This window comes from Streptomyces sp. UF-297, assembly GCF_058245575.1.
Map to the genome: position 1 here is coordinate 15503 of NZ_JBSIBZ010000099.1, position 18921 is coordinate 34423.

At 68.7% G+C, this 18921-nt stretch carries 21 protein-coding genes; 14 read left to right on the forward strand and 7 right to left on the reverse strand.

Annotation, left to right across the window (positions count from 1 at the left end):
- Positions 1 to 14: 14 nt before the first annotated feature.
- Together AC4IJH_RS37025 and AC4IJH_RS37030 are read right to left on the reverse strand one after the other, a co-directional pair.
- On the reverse strand, positions 15 to 335 hold the full coding sequence (locus tag AC4IJH_RS37025; protein WP_490856381.1) for a hypothetical protein: 321 nt from the start codon (positions 333 to 335) through the stop codon (positions 15 to 17).
- Positions 336 to 365: 30 nt separating this feature from the next.
- A complete protein-coding gene (locus tag AC4IJH_RS37030; protein ID WP_490856382.1) occupies positions 366 to 1580 on the reverse strand; it encodes a MinD/ParA family ATP-binding protein in 1215 nt (404 codons plus the stop codon).
- A gap of 558 nt (positions 1581 to 2138) precedes the next feature.
- Here AC4IJH_RS37030 and AC4IJH_RS37035 point away from each other — a divergent pair.
- Genes AC4IJH_RS37035 through AC4IJH_RS37045 form a run of 3 tightly spaced genes read left to right on the forward strand, consistent with a single transcriptional unit; the run spans position 2139 to position 4257 of the window.
- Positions 2139 to 2570, forward strand: coding sequence for a helix-turn-helix domain-containing protein (locus tag AC4IJH_RS37035; protein ID WP_490856383.1), 432 nt, complete (start codon positions 2139 to 2141; stop codon positions 2568 to 2570).
- Complete coding sequence (locus AC4IJH_RS37040) at positions 2567 to 3619, forward strand: C40 family peptidase (protein WP_490856384.1); 1053 nt, start codon at positions 2567 to 2569, stop codon at positions 3617 to 3619. Before AC4IJH_RS37035 ends, AC4IJH_RS37040 begins: the two co-directional genes overlap by 4 nt.
- Complete coding sequence (locus tag AC4IJH_RS37045) at positions 3616 to 4257, forward strand: hypothetical protein (protein WP_490856385.1); 642 nt, start codon at positions 3616 to 3618, stop codon at positions 4255 to 4257. Before AC4IJH_RS37040 ends, AC4IJH_RS37045 begins: the two co-directional genes overlap by 4 nt.
- A gap of 73 nt (positions 4258 to 4330) precedes the next feature.
- Here the strand turns inward: AC4IJH_RS37045 and AC4IJH_RS37050 are convergent, their stop codons facing one another.
- On the reverse strand, positions 4331 to 4594 hold the full coding sequence (locus AC4IJH_RS37050) for a hypothetical protein (RefSeq protein WP_490856386.1): 264 nt from the start codon (positions 4592 to 4594) through the stop codon (positions 4331 to 4333).
- Between the two features lie 406 nt (positions 4595 to 5000).
- On the opposite strand from AC4IJH_RS37050, the gene AC4IJH_RS37055 reads away from it, so the two are divergent.
- From AC4IJH_RS37055 to AC4IJH_RS37065, 3 genes are all read left to right on the forward strand, one after another.
- Positions 5001 to 5747 carry a ParA family protein gene (locus tag AC4IJH_RS37055; protein ID WP_490856387.1) on the forward strand — a complete coding sequence of 249 codons (747 nt, stop codon included), beginning with the start codon at positions 5001 to 5003 and terminating at the stop codon, positions 5745 to 5747.
- On the forward strand, positions 5737 to 6297 hold the full coding sequence (locus AC4IJH_RS37060) for a hypothetical protein (RefSeq protein ID WP_490856388.1): 561 nt from the start codon (positions 5737 to 5739) through the stop codon (positions 6295 to 6297). Before AC4IJH_RS37055 ends, AC4IJH_RS37060 begins: the two co-directional genes overlap by 11 nt.
- A 407-nt stretch (positions 6298 to 6704) precedes the next feature.
- Positions 6705 to 8798, forward strand: coding sequence for a hypothetical protein (locus tag AC4IJH_RS37065; RefSeq protein WP_490856389.1), 2094 nt, complete (start codon positions 6705 to 6707; stop codon positions 8796 to 8798).
- Between the two features lie 75 nt (positions 8799 to 8873).
- On the opposite strand, the gene AC4IJH_RS37070 is transcribed toward AC4IJH_RS37065, so the two are convergent.
- Together AC4IJH_RS37070 and AC4IJH_RS37075 are read right to left on the reverse strand one after the other, a co-directional pair.
- Entirely contained in the window at positions 8874 to 9098 is a 225-nt protein-coding gene (locus tag AC4IJH_RS37070) for a DUF397 domain-containing protein (protein ID WP_490856390.1), read from the reverse strand.
- A 4-nt stretch (positions 9099 to 9102) separates the two neighbouring features.
- Complete coding sequence (locus AC4IJH_RS37075; protein WP_490856391.1) at positions 9103 to 10038, reverse strand: helix-turn-helix domain-containing protein; 936 nt, start codon at positions 10036 to 10038, stop codon at positions 9103 to 9105.
- Positions 10039 to 10194: 156 nt separating this feature from the next.
- Between AC4IJH_RS37075 and AC4IJH_RS37080 the strand changes: the two genes are divergently transcribed.
- Genes AC4IJH_RS37080 through AC4IJH_RS37090 form a run of 3 tightly spaced genes read left to right on the forward strand, consistent with a single transcriptional unit; the run spans position 10195 to position 11117 of the window.
- Positions 10195 to 10449, forward strand: coding sequence for a hypothetical protein (locus tag AC4IJH_RS37080; protein ID WP_490856392.1), 255 nt, complete (start codon positions 10195 to 10197; stop codon positions 10447 to 10449).
- A complete protein-coding gene (locus AC4IJH_RS37085; protein ID WP_490856393.1) occupies positions 10446 to 10943 on the forward strand; it encodes a hypothetical protein in 498 nt (165 codons plus the stop codon). The genes AC4IJH_RS37080 and AC4IJH_RS37085 overlap by 4 nt, the downstream gene beginning before the upstream one ends.
- A gap of 3 nt (positions 10944 to 10946) precedes the next feature.
- Positions 10947 to 11117, forward strand: coding sequence for a hypothetical protein (locus AC4IJH_RS37090; RefSeq protein WP_490856394.1), 171 nt, complete (start codon positions 10947 to 10949; stop codon positions 11115 to 11117).
- Positions 11118 to 11616: 499 nt separating this feature from the next.
- Here the strand turns inward: AC4IJH_RS37090 and AC4IJH_RS37095 are convergent, their stop codons facing one another.
- Both AC4IJH_RS37095 and AC4IJH_RS37100 read right to left on the reverse strand, forming a co-directional pair.
- Positions 11617 to 13431, reverse strand: coding sequence for a UvrD-helicase domain-containing protein (locus AC4IJH_RS37095; RefSeq protein ID WP_490856395.1), 1815 nt, complete (start codon positions 13429 to 13431; stop codon positions 11617 to 11619).
- 388 nt (positions 13432 to 13819) lie between these two features.
- Positions 13820 to 14233, reverse strand: a complete 414-nt coding sequence (locus AC4IJH_RS37100) for a hypothetical protein (protein ID WP_490856396.1) — start codon at positions 14231 to 14233, stop codon at positions 13820 to 13822.
- A gap of 335 nt (positions 14234 to 14568) precedes the next feature.
- Here AC4IJH_RS37100 and AC4IJH_RS37105 point away from each other — a divergent pair, with 335 nt between their 5' ends.
- The 5 genes from AC4IJH_RS37105 (at position 14569) to AC4IJH_RS37125 (ending at position 18779) form a co-directional block, all read left to right on the forward strand.
- Positions 14569 to 14847 carry a hypothetical protein gene (locus AC4IJH_RS37105; protein WP_490856397.1) on the forward strand — a complete coding sequence of 93 codons (279 nt, stop codon included), beginning with the start codon at positions 14569 to 14571 and terminating at the stop codon, positions 14845 to 14847.
- A 223-nt stretch (positions 14848 to 15070) separates the two neighbouring features.
- Entirely contained in the window at positions 15071 to 15295 is a 225-nt protein-coding gene (locus AC4IJH_RS37110; RefSeq protein WP_490856398.1) for a hypothetical protein, read from the forward strand.
- Between the two features lie 264 nt (positions 15296 to 15559).
- Entirely contained in the window at positions 15560 to 17455 is a 1896-nt protein-coding gene (locus AC4IJH_RS37115; RefSeq protein WP_490856399.1) for a hypothetical protein, read from the forward strand.
- A gap of 53 nt (positions 17456 to 17508) precedes the next feature.
- A complete protein-coding gene (locus tag AC4IJH_RS37120; protein WP_490856400.1) occupies positions 17509 to 17823 on the forward strand; it encodes a hypothetical protein in 315 nt (104 codons plus the stop codon).
- Positions 17820 to 18779 (forward strand): hypothetical protein, encoded by a 960-nt coding sequence (locus AC4IJH_RS37125; RefSeq protein WP_490856401.1) that lies wholly within the window; start codon positions 17820 to 17822, stop codon positions 18777 to 18779. Before AC4IJH_RS37120 ends, AC4IJH_RS37125 begins: the two co-directional genes overlap by 4 nt.
- Positions 18780 to 18921: the final 142 nt, after the last annotated feature.

Consider the following 18921-nt stretch of genomic DNA (forward strand, 5'->3'; position numbering starts at 1 on the left):
GGCCGACGAGCGCATTAGCCGATGCTGGCGAGAATTCCGTAGATGACAGCGACCGCGGCCAGGGCGACCGTCGCCCCCGCAGCCTTGAGCGTGTCCGTCTTGGCGTCGTCCAGGGAGTCGCCGTATCCGCCCTTACGGGCCCGGGACAGGGTGGACACCGCCACAATCAGGTTGTAGGCCGTGTAGCAAAAGCCGATGGCCCAGGCCAGGCCGATGAACATGCCGATTTTGCTCTTCAGCAGGCCGTTGAACGGGCCGAACGACGGATTCACCCCGTCAAAAGGATTGAAAGCCAGCGAGACACTGTCGGCGAGGGTGGTGACGTGCTGGATCATGGCAGGTAAATCCCTTTCGTCGAGATCGAGTTACTGCTGTTCCTGGAGGATCGACGCCATCGACGCGCAGGCGAACAGCCACGCGTTGTGCGTCGCGGGAGAGAGCCGGTCGTAATTCACCACTCCCCCATCCGCCAGTGCCGGGTCGTACGGGATCGAGTGCACCGCGCGAGTTCGCGCGCTAAAAAGCGCGTCCATCTCCCGTTTGAGTGCCGGGTCGTTATGGGGCGCCAGATCGGCGAGCACCGTCACCGTTTTCCGCTTGAGCAGGCCCAGCCCCGTCGCCTCCCGCTCCAGGGCGTCCAGCATCCACACCGCCGCATTGGCCGTGTCCCGGCGCACAGTGGCCGTGACCACCAGCAGGTCCGCCGAGTGCACGGCCGCCAGGAAATTGGCAGCCCGGATGTTGTTGCCCGTGTCGATCAGGATGAGCTTGTAAAAGCGCTGGAACAGCCGGTGCAGCTCGCCGACCTCATTGCGGTCGATATGCCCCGTGACCTCCGGCCGCTCGTCCGAGGCGAGCAGGTCGAAATGGGCCGGGCCCTGCCCCCGCACATACAGGCCCAGGTCCCCGATCCGGGCCGTGGAGGAGTCCGCGAACAGATAGATGTTGTCGAGCAGTTCGCGGGCCGTGTTCCAGTGCCCCACCGGCCGGCCCCGCTGGCCCAGCGTCCCCCGAGTCTCGTTGTTGTCCCACGCGATCACCGAACCGCCCCGCAGCACGCCGAAGGTGCGGGCGGCCATAAGCGTTGCCGTGGTGGTGCCCGCGCCTCCCTTGGGGTTGATCATGACCACGGTCTTCGGCCCCTGCAGGTGCCCCTGGACCTGTTCGGTCGCCGCCCGGTGTGCGGCTTCCGCACGCCCCATCGCAGGACTGATCAGCCCGCCCGTCAACCGCCGCACCCTGCCCCGCCAGCCCCATTGCGCGGGCGAGGCCGGAACGGCCTGCTGTGTGCTCTGCCGGTAGTTGTCGAAGGAGTACGGCGCAGGGACCGGCTCCTGCTGCTGCGGGGCCGGGTAGGGCAAAGGCTCCTGCGGCGGGGCCGGGTAGGCCGCCTGCTCCGGCCGGGCCTGCGGCGCCGGCTGCTGGTCCGCCGCCAGCCCGGCGAAGACCTGCGGGGGCTGCTGCGGATACCCCGGAGGCCCCGGCGGGGGCGACTCCCCCAGCATCGGATCGGGCGCGGCCGCAGCACGAGACGGCACCACCGCGGGCGGCACCGGGCCGAGCGGCTGCTGGTCCGCCACAGCAGGAGCAGGAGGCCCCGCATCCATCGACGGCGCAGGGGACTCTGCCGACTCCGCTGCGGGCGGCGCGGCCGGCGCGGCCGCGGAGGACTTCGCCGGCGGATCCACCGGTACCGGCCGAGGCGTCACGCGCTGCGTGGACGCCGGAGTCCGCCGAAAAACATCAGCGGTCATCGGCTCCTCAGGTACGGATTGCTCGCTCATCGAAAACTCCTGGCTCGCGCGGCTCAGATAGCGCACAGTGAGGGATGGGTGACACAGCTACAGATGCCGGACAGATGGTGTGCGGTTCGAGCACTGGGACGGATGGGGTATCCGGTATACCTCCGCCCGCTGACAAACCGGCCGCGCAGCAGCGAAAACGCCAGCGCCCCTGGCAGGGCGCCAACTGGCCGCGATGCAGGGCCTGTTGCTCACGGTCACCCTCCCCCCTCCGATCGATGACTAATCTAAAGCTACTCACTTAAGGCTGCCATTGTAGCGCCGCCATACCGCAACTACCATGGATTTATGACAACAGGACCAAGATCGATCCGGCACCATGTCCCGGTGACGCGAATGACTCTGGCCACCTGGGACGCAGACCGCTTTAAAAGGGCATACCGCTCAAAGGGGTTCACGTTGGAGCAAATCTCTATCGCGTCCGGCATCCCGTATTCCGCCATCCGCAGCTACAGCGCAGGTGGCGCAAATCCGACTCCAGAACGGCTGAAATGGCTCGCCGAGGCCCTGGAGGTCAAGACGACCGAGCTCGCCCCGCTCCGGGACGCGTGCACGCTCCATGAACTGCGCTGGCACGCCGGAATGACGGTGGCCCAGCTCGCCGCACGCGTCGGCTACAGCATCAGCCACACCCGGCTCGTCCTCGCCGGGGTCTCCCCCGTGACCGAACCCGCCCGCTGGACCAAGGCCCTGGCCGTCAGCGAGCCGCAGCTCCTGCAGGCATGGGAGGCCGCCAGAGCCGAGAACGCCGCAGGCGGCACCCGGTGAGCGGGAAGAAGGCCGTAGTCCTGGGCGGAGTGGCGGTCATCGCCGTACCGCTCTCCCTCCTCTTCTCCTTCGGAGGAGAGGAGAAGGAGCCGCCCGTGGCCGGCGCCGCAGGGCTGGACCGCAAGCAGATCCCCGCCGAATACCTGACATGGGTTCAAAAAGCCGGGAAGATATGCCCGCTCATCACCGGCCCTGTCATCGCAGCCCAGATCGAGGCCGAAAGCGCCTGGAACCCCCGAGCCGAATCCCACGACGCAAACGGCCGCGTCATCGCCCAGGGAATCTCACAGTTCATACCGTCCACCTGGAAAGTCGTCGGGGTGGACGCCGCCAGCAAGAACGGCGACGACAAGCCCGACGGAATCGCCGACGTTTTCACACCCGGCGATGCGATCATGACCCAGGGAAAGTACGACTGCGACCTGGCCAAGGGAATCCAAAAGCGACTCAAGTCCGGGAAAATCAAAGGCGACCCGCTCAGCCTCACCCTCGCCGCCTACAACGCAGGCACAGGCGCCGTCGAGCGGGCCGGAGGCATCCCCGCCTACGCCGAGACACAGGGCTACGTCAAAAAAATCCTATCCCTGGCCAGCAAGTACACGCTGGCCACCGACGACGGCAACGCCAGCGGCTTCGGCGGCCGCGTCATCTCCGAGGCCACCCGCTGGAAAGGCACCCCCTACAGCTGGGGAGGCGGCACCATCGAAGGACCCGGACTCGGATTCGGCAAGGGCGCTGGCGTCAGAGGATTCGACTGCTCCAGCCTCGTGCAATTCGCGGTCTACCACGCCAGCGGCGGAAAAATCATGCTGCCCCGCACCTCCCAGGTGCAGGCCACCAAAGGCAAGGAAATCGACCCCAGCGAGATGAAACCCGGCGATGTCATCGCCTACGCGCTCAACGGGCCCGGCAACTATGACCACATCGGAATTTACATGGGCGCCGGAAAGATGGTCCACGCTCCAAAGCCCGGCGACGTGGTCAAAATTTCTGACATCAACAACGGGTATTACCAGAGCAAACCGAAGACGATCCGGAGGTTCGGGTGACCCCACTCCCCCGCCGTACGGCCACAGCCGCCGCGGCCGCCGTACTGGCCGCAGTGCTCGCCGGATGCGGCACCACGCCCACCGACCCCGCCGCGACCTCCGACGCCGCACCCACCCGCGCCGCGGCACCCAGCACGCCGCCGTCCACCGGCGAGCCGCCCGAGGCCTCCCCTCTGCCCTCCGGCGCCGCCGGCACACCGCGCGGAGGCCTCCCCGACCCCAAGAAGGTCAACGGCCAGGACCCCGACGCGGTCGGCGAGGCGGCCCTCACGGCCATGTGGACCATGGATACCCGCATCGACGTCAGCCAGCACGACGCGACCGTACGCGCCATCCCCTACACCACCGCCAAGTACGGCCAGGGCATCAAGGACACGCCCCCGCGCTCCGGACCCGGCGCCGAGTGGCAGCGCTGGGCCACCCGCCACGCGTACACCAAAGTCACCCTGTCCCCCGCCAACGACGCCGGCGCCCCCAGCGACACCGCGACCGACGCCTACCGGACCTGGAACGTCACCACCACACCCCACGGCGACGCCGGATGGACCGGCGAGCCCACCGTCACCGCCGCATTCGTCCACCTCACCCGCACCAGCAAGGCCGAGCCATGGAAGGTGGACGCGGTGCAGATCCAGTAGGAGCACGACCTCCGAACAGCGTGAGGGGGACCGCGAAACCGCGGTCCCCCTCACGCTGTTCAGATCCAGCAGGTCAGGACGCCTCAGCCCTGCCCAGCCGCACCGCAGCCGACCAGCGGTCGATGTAGACCACCGCCGGGCCCGAACGGGTCAGGACATTCAGTCCTGCCGCGATCCGCCCCAGCTCGTCCACCGGCTCCACACGGGCCACCGTGGTCGGCGCCGTCGCCATCACCTGCACCAGCCCTCGATGCGCCTCCCGCCGCCGGGTCTCCAATGCCGCCCGCAGCAGCTCCGGCAGCTCCACTGCGTTCACGTCTTTCAACTGATCAGCCATCAGCCCATCACCCCCACAGCCAGCGCCAGCGCGCACAGGTCGTCATCGAACCGCCGACGCGACGCCGGCTCCGGACGCCCCGTCATCCGGCCCACAGCAAACCGCATCGGGCCCGCAGCTACCGGGACCGCACGCGCCTCCAGGACGCGCACACGCCCGTCCGGCAGACACTCCTCTACCCTGAGCATCAGATCCTCCAACAGGGATTCAGACCCAGGACAACGAGACGCAAACCGTGTCCAGGGTCGGCGACCAAGAGGCCGGGACATCACCCCGGCCTCTTGTGTTTGTGCAGGTCAGCGGGCCAGTAGATTATGCATTTATGCCTGCATAAATAACAGCCTAGCTCAAGCGGCCCGCCCGTGGGGGCATGGCACCGCACATTTATGCCCGCATAATGGCTTGCATGTCTAAGACGCTTGCAGAGTGGTCGGCAGGGAACGGGGTTCGACCGCCGGTCGTGGCAGTCGCCGCCTGGAAAGGTGGAGACGGTAAGTCCACTTTTGCCCGGGAACTCGCCTATCTCCTTGGTGGTGTTCTAGCTGATTTCGACTGGGATCTAGGCGGATCTACACGTTCCATGGGGTATCGGCACGAAAACTACGTCCGCGCCCCTCTTTTGGACGCCTTCAGCAAGAACCGCACCCCGAGCCCGATCCGGGGGAATCGGAAAGCAGATCTGCTGCCCTCCCACCCGGACTGGCAGCACGAGCAGCCCGACAGGGACACCATCACCGACACCCTGTACCAGTGGGTGACCGATTGGCGCCGGCCCGGTGTCTTTGACACCCACCCCGGAGGAAGCGAAGCCACGTACGGAGCCGTCAACGGCGCTGATGTTGTTGTGGTGCCAGCGGTTCTGACGAAGGAGAGCCTCAATGCCCTAGACGGCATGCTGGACGAGCTCTCTGACTACCCGCTGCTAGTCGTTCCGAACAAGATCAAAGCGCCGAAGCCGTGGGCGCGCAAGAAGCTCCGCGAGTTGGTCACCGAGTACAACGTGCCTGTTGGCCCCAAGGTCGATTTCTATCCGTGGCTTGAGCAGCGGACGCGGAACTACGCCGTCTGCTCCGAGCCGGTGCCTCAGCGGGCCCGCCCCTTCGTGGACCAGATGGATCAGGTTGTGGATCGGGTGATCAACTATGGCGCCTGACGGGCTTGATGACCTGGAGGCGGAGGCCGAGGAGCGCAAACGCCGAGGGCGCAAGAGCCGCGACCCGGGTGGTTCGCGCAACCCCCGGACAGCCCCCAGCCCGGAAGAGGACCAGGCCAAACTGTTGGCCGAGCGGGAGGCTGAACGGCAGCGCCGCGAGGCTGAGCGGAAGGCTGCGGCGGAAGAGGCCGCGCGTAAAGCTGCGGAGGAAGAGGCTGCGCGCAAAGCCGCGGAGGAAGAGGCTGCGCGCAAAGCCGCAGAGGAGCAGGAACGCCGGGACGAGGAAGAGCGGCAGCGCCGCGAGGCCGAATCGCTGCTGGCCAAGACCAAGCGCCCGCCATCCATTCCCTTCTACTACGACCAAGAGAACATGGATTTTCTGTGGCGCATCGCGGATGCGGCGACGGCACGACGGGAGAAGGTCCCGAACGCGGCCGTTCTGCGGCTCGCCCTCCGACGCCTGGAAGAGCAGTTGACGCCGAGTGAGATTGTGCAGATGCTGAGCGGCCCTGTGCAGACCGAGGGCAAGCGCGGGCGACCGCGGCGGTAGGCGGGCTGAGAAGAGGGCTGGTGCACGTGCAACTTGTGCACCAGCCCTCTTGCTTTTATGCGTGTATAAATGTGAAACTGCTTAAAGAGGTGCGCTTGTGTGCTGCGCCGTGGCGGGCTGTGTGACTACCTGTGCAGGTCGTGGCGAGTACCATGCACTCTTGTGCGCGTTGAAGTTTAGACGCGTGAAACCTTGTGCAGGCGTGATCGTAAGCCTGTTTGGGCGCGTGCATTTATACCCGCATAAAAGCGTGAAGGCTCCGGGTCGCCGGCCAGCGAGACCCCGGAGCCACGACCGAGGAGAGGAACCTCCCCGATGCATCTCCACCAGCCTACGGCCCCTGTGGGGCTCCTGGCGACGCCGCCCCTCACTGCTGCACACCAACTGGGCCGGGGGAGGGCAGGCCGTTGATTCACCACCTCACGCGGGCGCTGGACGGAGCGCCCGCATGGTCGATCGTCCTGGCGGCCGCAGCGCTCGCCCTCACCGTCCTGGCGGTGGCGTTCGTGGCGGTGCGCGCTCTGTGGCGGTCGCGCGCACGGGATGTAGCAGCGCGTCGGGCCCAGCAGCGGGAGCTGGGCCGCCAGGTCCGCAGTGTGATGGCAGACGCTGGACCGCTCGCCGTGCTGGGCATCTGCGGCATGGTCGTATCGCTGCATGGGCTCCTTGGGTTCGCCACGCAGACCATGCAGCTCCCGCTGCTGTTCGCCGTACCTTTCGTCGCCCTGTTCGATGTGGCCGAGGCGCTGTGCTTCATCAGTCTGTACCGGTCCGCCGGCGAGGCGAAGAAGTGGACACGCCCCATGCGTCGCACACGCCGTATGGCGTGGATGCTCGTGGCACTGTCCTCGCTGTTCAACGCCGTTCACGCGCCCGGCAACATCTACGCGAAGGTCGCTTTCGCCATCGTGCCGCCACTGGCCGCACGATTCGTCGAGCACGAGCTCGACAAGAAGCTGTGCGCCAACGCCGGCGCGGACGACGAACGCCCGCCCGGCCCCGTCCTCCTGGTGCAGCTCGGCTACCGGCACATGTGGGCCCGGGTCTTCGCCCGGCTCCACCTGGACCCCGCAGAGGCCGCAGACGACCGCGTACCCCAGCAGGCCCGCATCCGGCTCGCTGCCGCCGCCCTGAGCCGCCTTGGCGGTGCCCTGGACCGGCAGGACAAACTCCCGGAGGACGCCAGGCCCCGCGAGCGGAACCGCGCCAAGGCCGAAGTGCAGGCCCTTACCGCCCGCGCCAAGGGCGCTGTTGACGCCGCAGGGGTAGCCACCGATACCGCCGCGATGCTCGATCTGGCCCGCCACCTGGCCACGGGCGGACGCGTTGGCGAACTTGCCCGCATCAACCCCCGCGAGCCCAAGCGGTTCATGACCCTCATGGAGGAACTGGCCATCGTGCCCTCCGCCGAGGCGATCCTGGCCGGCGCCAAGGCCACCGAGGCCCAGGAAGCAGCCGCGAAGGCCGAGGAGGCCCGCGCTGCAGCAGAGGCAGACCTCCAGCGGATCCAGCGTGACGCTGCCCAGGCCCAGAAGACTGCCAAGGATGCCCAGGCCCAACAGACCGAGGCTGAGCGCGAGCGCGAGCGGATTGCCAACGAGGCCGAGGACGCACGCCGACAGCTCGCCGAGCTGCAGGAAGAGGCCAAGGCAGCCCATCAGCTGCTCAGCACGGCCCAGAAGGCGGCCAAGGACGCCCAGGACAACGCCACTCACCTCCGAGACAGCGTCGAGGCGACCGAGGGTGAGAAGGCCAGGGCGGAACGGGCCGTACGCGATGCCCACCAGCAAGTACGGGACGCGTCCACCACCCTGTCCAACCTCCAGCACAAGGCTGAGAAGGCCTCCGCAGACGCCAGCGCTGCCATAGAGGCCAAGCGCAAGGCCGAGGAGGCTCAACGCTCAGCGAATGCCGCAGTAGAGGACGCCCGGCGCCAGATCAAAGAACTCCGCAACCAGGCAGCCGAAGCCGCCCAGCACCGCGACAATGCAGCCTCTGAACTCCGCCGCCTCGTTGCCGAACAGAAACAAGCAGCGCAGGACCTCCAGGACGAACGCCGCAAGGCCGAGGAGGCCCGGCAGGAGGCTCACGCGCTCGCCGAGGAACGGCAGGCTGCCGCCGTGGCACTCCAGCACGCCAAGGACGAGCTACTGGACGCCCTGACGAGCCCGACGGCCTACGAGCCGCCGCGCTGGACGAGCCCCGCCAAGGTCCGCGGATGGGAGCTGTACCAGCTGCACGTCCGTGCACACGGCATCGAGCCGTCCGACGACCAACTCGCCGCGGAGTGCGACCGCGATCCCAGCACGGTACGGAAATGGTTGGGCGAGTTCCGTACCGAGCTCGCGCGCCTCACCGCACATGCACTCACTACACAGACCGATGCACACGACCGCACAGCCGACGAGACCCAGCAGCGAGGGAGCGCGGCTTCCCGCACCCTTGCCGGAGCGGGAGTTGCACACCCCCGCACGGAACCGCAGACGCCAGCGCTCGTGTAGCGCGAACTCGCTCGGCCCTGTACATGCAGGTGGGGGCCACTTCCGAGAAGTGGCCCCCACCGACGCTGTATGGGCTCAGACGAGATGATCGAATTCGCCGCGCTTCGCTCCGTCGAGGAACGCCTCGATCTCTGAAGGCAGGAACAAGAACGGCTCAGCCTCCGGGCGCTTGCTGTCCCGCAGTGCCACCCACCCCTCCGGGGCTGCGGCCATCTCTACGCACGCCCCTTGATCACTGCTCTTGCGCGCCTTTATCCACTTCAGAGAGGCGAAGTCAACGGTGGGCGGGGTGGTGTTCATGCAACTACTCCTTTGCGGCGAGATCGTCCAACAGCGCCGCGGATTCAGAGACGTCGAGCGCTCCAGCTTTGAGGCGTTCGAACGCGAGGGTAAGAGCGGTCACCTGTCGGTCTCGCTCCATGAAGGTGTTGCCCGCGGGGGAATCGACGTAGCCGATCAGCGGATCCGAAGGGCCGAAATCCAAGATCGTGAACGAGCCGCGTAGCCCCGGGTGGTACCGCAGGTCTTGGCCGGGGTACACCCGGATCGTCACATTGGGGCGCTCTGGCCCGGCAGCAGCCGCCAGCGACTTGAGCTGTTCACGCATGACGGCGGGCCCGCCGATGGGACGCCGTAGCGCCCACTCATCGACGATTGCCAAGAGCTTCAGCGGCTCACTGCTGGCCGTCAGACGGGCCTGACGCTTCATGCGCACATCCACCAGGCGGTCCCTGTCGGGGTTGCCGGCGAAGACTTCCCGCGCGTAGTCGGGGGTCTGCAACAGGCCCGGGATGATCCCGAGTTCCCAGGCCATGACCTGTGAGGCGTCGTATTCCAGACCGACATAAACGCCCAGGCCTGATGGCAGAACTTCCTCGTACTCCGCTTGCTCCCACCATCCGGTTTCGGAGGCCTCACTCCGGATCGCGTGAAGCTTGCTCCGCTCGTCCGCGTTCGAGACGCCGTACAGGGTGAGCAGGGCATCCAGCTCCATCGCCTTGGGGAGGCCCTGCCCCTTCTCCATGCGGCTGACCTTGGACGTTGAGCATTCCAGAGCCCTGGCCGCGTCCCGCTGATCGAGTTTCGCCCGCTCGCGGAGCCGTCGCAGCTCGCCGCCCAGGCGCCTACGCCGGACGGTCGGCCCGTTTGGGTCGCTCACCCGCCCCCCTCTCCGCCGCCGTTGTCGTGGTGGGTTTGCTGGGTGCAAGTCTGCCTCATTGCGTCGCGGCCGGTCAGCCATGCCCCGTCACCTCCGAAGTTCCCTCGTTACGGGCGGGATTCGCTGCTGGGCTTGTCTCATGGGATTGCATAGAGGATTCTAATGGGGATCCCGCTACGGGATGTAGTGAGCTGATTGCTCGTTGTTGATCTTCGGGTCACGGCGAATGGAGCGCGTATGCAACTGACCACCCGTCAGGCCCAGGCCGCCGACGGCCAGCAGACCGCACCGCCCCGTATCAGCCGCGCATATCGGTTACGCCGCAGCCTCTCCGACCTGGCCCGCCTGCCACGACTACAGGGCCGTGCCTGCATCATCTGCGGCCGCACCGGGCGCCATCTGTACCCCGCCGGCACCGTGACCACCGTCGCCACCGACGGCAAGCAGACATGGCGCGTACGGGTCTGCGAAACCCATCAGGAGGCAGCATGAACATCGTTGAGCCAGCCCTGAACTGGGCAGGAGCCGCTGGGGCGGATAGAGCCGCCGTACGCCAGGCCTGGGAAGCGGGCCGGGCCGCAGACGTTCCCGTCGGCCGATTATGGGACGTGCTGCGGGTCACTGCCGCGGTAGGGCGGGACGTGATCAGCGGACTCACCGAGCGGGGCATCCAGCTGGGCCCGGTGCTGGACGTTCCCCCGCGCGGAGTTGTCGAGTTCATTGTCGAGCGTGGCGGGGGCCCCATCTGGCCCGAGCTGTACGGCACGGTTTGGGCCGCCTCTGGTCACATGCGCTGGCCCTCACCACATGCCACCCGCCGGGCCAACCGCCGCGCTGAATGCCGCCGCAGCTGGATCGTCCCGCCCGTGTTCACCGTGCCCCCCGTCACCCCCGCCGACTGGTTGTGCGAGGCCGTCGTTGCCTCACTCGTCCACCACGTCCACGTTGGCGAACGTCTCATCGCTGAAGCCCACACAAAGGTCTGACCCATGACCAACCCCTCAGATGACTGCCTCCGCTGCCAGATGCTGACCCAGGCGATCAAGCGGGCGGACGCTGCCGGCGCACACGCCGATGCCACCGACCTCAGGACGAAACTGCGCCTGCACTACGCGCAGCGTCACCCGTCACAGAAGCTCCCACCAGCCGCTGCCAACTGACCCGCGAACGCCCCAGACTGCCCCGCCGCCCCGTGCGAATCGGTCCTCCCTCACGAGGTTGGCGGCGGCACCGAGACCCCGGCCCGCGATTCCCCGCAACGGCCGGGGTCTCCGCCTTTCCGTCCATGGGAGAGACCACAGCAACACGGTTTCGGCCCAGGGGCGGCCGGGCCCTACTGCTGCAGGGCGGGCCGTTCCGGCACCGACCCCCGTGCGCGAGCCTCCAAGATCACTTCCCAGCACTCACGGCAGACACTTTTAGCCCCCACCCCGTAGCGCGTACAGCTCCGGCGGCACCGCCCGCACGGGCCCGCCTGGCCAGGCGCCGGCACCGGCGCCGCATCGGGTGCAGAGGTCGTCATGCTCGCATCATACGAACCCTGCACCGGCAGGCCGCTGCCCCACGCCCGTCACCGGGCCGTCCTCCGGTCTCCCTTGCGTCACCGGGGGAGTGGTGACGTAAGGCCGGGGATGTTCGTCACGGGGGCCAGGGTGACGCTCAGTCGGTGGCGTAGAGTCCGCCGGTCTGCCCGCGCCGGCGGGCGTCGAGGTAGTCGTGAATCCAGGACAGCCCGCCTGTGTCCAGCGCGTCCTTGCCGCGGGTGACGGCCACGTACGCGAGCATGGCCTCATCCCGCCGCAGCGCGTCGTACACGCCGTCCTCCTGCCGGGGTGGGGTGAAGTCGCCGGCGATCGCGACGGAGCCCCACTCGCGGCCCTTGGCCTTGTGCGCGGTGGACAGCACCACGTCCGCGTACCGCTCCTCCACCAGGTTCTTCACCGTGTCGATGACGGACTCAGGACCGTGGTCATCGATCAGCTTGACGAACACGGCAAGGTCCCGCCCCGCCTGTTCATCGCGTACGTACTGCCGCAGCTGGTCCCAGCTGGCGAAGGCCACCAGCTCCGGATGCGCGGTGGCTTTGCCTGCCTGCAGGTCGAGCGCCGCCTCCGCCAGGGCCCGGATCTGGCGGCCGCCGCCCACCAGGGCCGGGCGCCGCCCCGCCTCCAGGGCGCTCATGGCGCGGGAGACCGCCTCCGCGTTGGTCCGGCACAGCACCGCGTCCGGTGCGGCGACCAGGCCGACGACGGACGCACGGCCCGGATTGCCGATCAGCCGGATGGGAGAGCTGATCTCCTGCAGCCACAGGTTGGCGTGATCGGCGACGGCCTGCCCGAACCGCCAAGACTGCTGCAGGTAGAGCCGGTGCTTGGCGGGCCAGGTGGCCAGGGCGTCCACCGCCCCGCGCCAGCCGTAGATGGCCTGAGCAGAGTCCCCTACGGCGATTCGCTGTGACTGCTGTGACTGGACCAGGTGGGCGATCACGGGGTTCGAGTCCTGGGCCTCATCCAACAGGACGTAATCGCACGGGAGTTGAGGATTCCCCAGGGCCCACCGCTTGAGGTAGTAGTCATGGGGATACCTCAACGGGCTGTCGATGCGCTGGGCCTCCTCCCACATCCGCCGGGCATGGGGGACCAGCTCGCCGCGCAGCGCGTCCATGTCGCGCGGGGCGACCCCCTCCAGCCTGGGGACATGCACCGGCCGGATCTCCCTGTCCGCGGAGTGGCAGTACGTATCAACCGTCTCGGAGGCCATCCGGGCCAGCTGTTCCGGCGCCAGGACGAGGTGTGCATCCACCCGCAGCGGCTCCAGGATGCGCAGCACCTCCGCCACACGACGCGCCGGCACGCGGATGTTGAACCGGTGCGCGTAGTCGCGGCCCACCGCGCGCCAGGCCAGCGCGTGCGCCGTCGAGCACGTCACCTGAGACGGGAAACTTTTCCTGGCGTCCGTGGCGATCGCCTTGTTGAACGCCAGGTACAGCCCGCGGCGGTTTTTCATCACGGTCGCCGCCATCTTGAGCGTGGTGGTCTTGCCGGACCCGGCCCCGGCCTCCACCACCAGGTTCTCCCCGGAGCTGCACACGTCGATCACAGCACCCTGTTCCGAGGTGGGCGTCAGCCCGCCGACCGACACCGCCGCACACGCCGGCACCGGCCGCGCTTTCGTCACCTCCGGGGGAGTGACGGCCCGTTCCGGCTGCTCCTTCCGCCGCTTCGCGACCTCCGCAGGCCGCGCGGCCGCCAGGTCCAGCACGGTTTTCTCCACGCCGAGTGCGCCGTACATGGAGTTCAGCGCCGCGCGCGCCGCCCGCGCGTACTGGATCACCGCCCGCAGCTGCTCCTCATCCAGGGAGGGCAGTGTCAGCAGCTCGTCGGCGGCGAGGGGGTCCAGCGCCTCCACTGCCACCCGCGCCCGCTCCTGCAACTCCTCTTTGCTGCCCCGCTGTTTGGTCCGCAGCTTGCGCATCCGGCAGGCCCCGGAGCAGTACGTCCGGGGACGGCCTCCACGGCTGGGAGGTAGCTCCTTCCTGCACTGAGCGCACGCCGCCGATTCGCCGCCCATCACCGGCTCCCGTACCGTCCGCCGCGACGATCCGTCACGTCCCATGAGTGTGACGAAAAGTGACGGGCCGACACAGGGAAACCGGCACACCGCCCACCAGGCAGGCCCTCCACCGCGCTCACATGTACCTCCAGGAAGTTCCGGGGAAATTCAACGGTAGCAGCAGTACACCCACCAGACCTCATTTTTAAACATTCCAACCCGGATTATCGGCGAGAAACAGACCCCGCATATCCACGCATGCGCGGAGCGAGTTATCTGAAAGGAGATCCTTTTAAAAATTGAGGGCGCGTCACTCGGACGGGGGAGCTTGCTTGGGCTGCGGCCCGTACCGGCTCAGGGCCTGGCGGATGATCCGGGCGGGGGAGTGCAGCGGGGCCGCGAGCTGGTCGCGGTGCTCGCGCTGCTGCTCCGTCAGCTTCAGGCCCGCGCCGACCAGGCCGCGCCGGCCCAGCTCCGTCAGATACGGCTCGGAGACCCGCCAGGCCGCCGTACGCAAAGACAGCACCAGGTCAGACGGAAGCGCGTAGTTGCGCTGCACCAGGCCGTGAATGCTCGGCCCCGGCCACCGGCCGGACAGCGCGAGCAGGTCAAGCTCATGAGCAGTCAGCGGCTCCCACGGGCCGGACAGGTCCTCCTCCGCCAGGCGCAGGCCGATCGCCTGGGCCACCACCGACTCCAGACTCGGCCAGTGTTCCTCTCGCATCCGCGCGATCAGGATGCGCGCCTCACGTGGTTCTTTACCCTTCCGGATAAGCGCTTTCCGGGTCGCCGTCTGCTCTTCCCGGTACTTCTTTGAAAGGCCCGCGAGCCTGCCTGCCTGCCCCGCGAAGATCCACGCAGTCACCTTTGTTTTGTCCATGGCCTTTATCTTAAAGGAGATCCTTTTATCCGGGGCGCCTTTTCTCCCTTTTTGCACCGAAGAAGGCTCCTTGGGGAGGCGGAGCATCGTTGGCGGAGGGGGAATCGTTGGGAGGGCATGAGCATGAGCAAGGCGGCGCCGGGCGTCGAGGAGCGAGCCGACCAGGCAGCGGAAGCGGCATGCAATCTCGCTACGCCGTGACGACTCCCGGCGCCTGGAGTCTGGCTGCTGTGGAGGACGCCGTCGAGGCCATCGAGGCCCTGACCACAGCCCTCGGTCAGATCAGCCCCGACGCCGCCCGCATCCTCGCCGCCGTCCCAGCCGCGACCACCGCACTGCGCCAGCGCCTGCTGGAGCCCACAGCCGCTTCCGAAGCCGAGGCCGCCGCGGTGACCGCACGGCGAGGCCGGAGGCGCGGACTGGGACACGGCTGGAAGGGCGTCCGCGTGCCGACATGACCCTCAGTCCCGGCGCCGCACGACCGCGGGGCGGGACATCACCGCTGGAGCGCCGGGAGGGTGCCGGCTGCCGTACCGTCAACCGGCCGACAGCCACGGACGATTCGCCTACATCAGCGCACGGGGAACATGAGTCCCCAAGAAATCTCACGACTCGCCGGAAACGGTGTACCACCACAGTGCCGAAAGGACTAGGATCTTTCCCATGGCAGGAGTACGAGGAATGGCACAGCCCCGCAAGACCGGTGTGTTCGCGCCGGACAAGCCGGTGCGCGCGGCCGCCGTACTGCAGCCCGACGAGGAGGCCCACCGGGTGTATCGCGTGCTCATCGAGGAGATGGGTGTGAGCGGTGCCGAGGTGGTCCGCCAGGCGCTTCTGGCGCTTCATCAGCAGCGGCAGAGCCAGCAGGCGGCCCGGAACGACGCAGCCCTTCAGGAGGCCAGTTGATCTGAGGGGGAATGCGATCCCGCCCCGGCAACTCCTACACCGGCGGCGGCCGCTCTGCCCCAGTCCCGGGATCCCAGCCCACGCGGTTGTGAGAGGCCCTAACGGCTGAGATCCCCGATCCACACATCAGCTCATCCAGCGCCCGCTGGTCCGGTTTCCTAGGCCGGCCCGGGTGGGGGCTTTCTGCGCTCATTTAGCACCGAGGCGGCTCTCATAGTAGCAAGACGCCGAGGTGACGGCACCGGTTTGCCATCAACCGGGCGAGTGTCGAGGCGACTTGTCGATACGGCTGCCACCTCAGAAAAGTGCAATTCGTCCCGCTCCGTACGGGAATCGGTACCCGGCCCGCGTGCGGCCGCCGGGCAGGCCGAACCTGCCCCCCGGCTGGCGGTACTGCGGTGCCCTGACCTGCGCCTGACCACGCATTTCCGGCTGGCGTCGATCGCGCACGCCCGCGGCCAGCTGCCCCCCACCGCCTTCCGGCTGGTGCAGTTCCTCACCCAGCAGCGGCTCGATCCTGCGACGGGCCGTGTCGAAGGGCGCTGGGCCACGGACCAGGTTGACGGGGGGATGGCGCTCGCCGAGCGGTACGCGTGCGTGCACCAGATCGGCAATGACCGCTTCTGGGCCGACATGACAGCGCTGTACCGGCTGGGCTGGGCGGAGAAGGCCGTAGCCCCTGCGCCGGGCCGCCGCGCGGTCTACGCCCTGTCCCTGCGGGCCGATGCTATCCCCTCTGACCTGCCCGAGGACCTCATGCGCGAGCTGCGTGTCTGGGACCTGCCCGAGGCCGAGGACCCCGACGAGGACGCCGCCTACGGCCGCCTGACGACCCGCCAGGCCCCGCCCGCGGCCGCCGTCCCCGCCGCGGCTCTCCTGGCGGCGCCCGAGCACGCCGAGCAGGCCGGGCGGGAGTTCGGCGCCGCGGCGCGCTGGGAACACCCCACCGACAGCAAGGCCGCCGCCGTCGCCCACGAGCTGCGGACCCAGTGGCAGCAGGCCCACAGCGCCGCCGACCCCTGGCCCGGATGGGAGCCCGTCGAAGAGCCCCGGGCCGCCCTCACCGCCCCCGCCGCGGTCAAGCCCGCCGCGACGCCGGACCTCCGGTGCATCGCCGTGGCCGACCCCGACCGCGCCGCCGAAATGACCGCCCGAGTCCGCCGCCTGATGTCCGCTGGGGATGATGGCAAAGCGTCTCCTCTATACGCGAGGGGGTTCTCACAACTATGTGGTTACCAACCCACCGGTAGTAGTAGGGCGGGCGCCGGTGACGACCACATGGCAAAGACAAGAACGACGCCTTCGGCGGCACCTACACAAAAGCGGTGCGGTGAGGCGTTCGGTGACGACCCTGGCGCCGTGGCCTGGAGGGTCCAGCGCCGGGTGTGGCACTCCTGGCGCTGCCAACTCGGCCGTGACGAGGTGTTTTTGCCCACCGACGGACCGGAGGGCGCCAGCGGCTCGTTCACGGGATCCGCGTGGACTGACCTGCACCACGTCATCGAGCTCGCGCTCCGCCAAGGGGCCACCCCCGCCCTGCTCTTCGAGATGCTGACCAGCAACATCGTCCGCCGGGACCAGTGGGGCCGCCTCACCCACAAGGCGGATGCGGTCGGCCGGCTCGGAGCCTGGCGCCTGTGGCGCTACATCCGGTCGTGCCGCACCACCACCGGCCCCCGCCGCCGTCCCGTCGAGCAGGCCCGCCACGTCACCTACTGGGACAAGACCACCCAGCACGACCGCGACACGATCCGCGCCCGCCTTACCGACACCGCGGCCAAGCCCCTGCCCGATTCCGAGCACGACCCCCGGGCCGAGGACGCCAGGGCCCGCGCCCAGGCCGCCGCCGCACAGCGCCGCCGCGACGAGCAGGCCAGGTGGGAGCAGACCTACGCGCAGTGGGGCATCAGCTCCCAGTACTGGCGCGAGCCCGAGCACGTCCACCTCGCCCAGTACGGCGAGGACCAGGACGACACCCCCACCCCGGGTGCCACCCGGGCCGACGTACTCGCCCGTGCCCGCGCCGACAAGGCCGCCCGCCGCAAGCAGGACCGCCGCAGCCCCGCGGCCGCGCGGGAAGAATCCCGCGCGACGGCCGCCCGGAAACTGGGCGAACGCCTCGCCCAGCGCCTCAACCGCACCACCACCGACGACAACTGACACCACCACCCCGGAGCCCAGGCCCCGGCCACACCAGAGAGAGGCAGCACACAGTGGACACCGACGCCGACACCCTCGCCGACGACTTCATCGCGGAGGCCTTCGCCGAGCTCCGCCACACCCTCGCTCCCTGGCTTCCCACCAGCTACGTTGGCCCCCAGCACGGCCCGGAGGAGTTCGTGACGGCCCTCCGGGCCGCCGAGGCCTCCCACGCCGGCGCCGCCGCCGATCTGTGGGGCCGCGCGGCCGCCAACGCCAGCGCCGCCGCCTGGATCGATGCCGACGGAGACACCGGCCGCCAGCTGTGGGCCGTCACCCTCGACTACGTTCGCCGGGCCGCCGCCCACGCCCAGGAGGCCCGGAGTTGACCGGTCACCCGAACGAGGACGAGGCGCCCAGCCGCCGCCGGCCCAGCGGTGCCGTCTCCGGCCGCGCCTACAAGCGCACCCGGCCCAGGGGGTTCGCCCCCTGGGCCCCCAAGGCCCACACCCTGCAGCTGATCGAGCAGGTGCAGGCCGTCCTGGACGAGTACCGCGAACACCTCCCGATGACCGCGCGCCAGGTCTTTTACCGGCTGGTCGGAGCCCACGACTACCCCAAGACGGAGCAGGCCTACGAGCGGCTGTGCGAGGCCGTGAACCGGGCCCGGCGGGCCCGCATCATCCCCATGCACCACATCCGCGACGACCGCGCCGAATCGCTGGGCGGCCCCAGCGGCTACGACAACCCCGAACATTTCTGGCGAGCCATCAAGTCCTCCGCCCGCTACTACAAGCGGGTGCTGACCGAGGGGCAGCCCCGCACCGTCGAGATCTGGGCGGAGGCCTCCGGCATGCTGCCCATGATCAGCAACGTGGCCAACGAGTACGACGTGGCCGTGTACTCCTCCGGCGGATTCGAGTCCGTCGGCGCCAAGCACGACGCCGCCCAGCGCATCGCCTACTCCCCGGTGCCCACCACCGTGCTCAGCATCGGCGACCTGGACCCCAGCGGCTTGTCGATGGCAGACGCGGCCGCCGAGGACGTGGCCGCGTTCGTCGCCGGCATGGACGCCGAGCCGCCCACCGTGACACGGCTTGCCGTGACACCTGAGCAGGTCCGCGAGCACCGGCTGATCACCGCCCCGCAGAAGGCCACCGACCGCCGCGGCGCCTTCATGCGCGAGACCGTCCAGGCCGAGGCCCTCAGCCCCGACCAGCTCACCGCCATCGTGCGCAACGGCATCGAGGCCATCCTCGATCTGCAGGTGCTCGCCGACGTACGGCGCCGCTCCGAGCGCGAGCGCGCCGAGCTCCTGGACCAGGTCGAGCGCCGCCTCAGCTGACCCCGACTCCTATGGCAGACCCGCCATAGGAGCCGGCCCGCTCCTCCCTTAACCCACATTTTTGCGATCTTGGCCGCCGGGCGCGCAGGCCGCGGCCGCCGCCGAGGGGGGGGGGGGGGGGGGGGGGGGGGGGGGGGGGGGG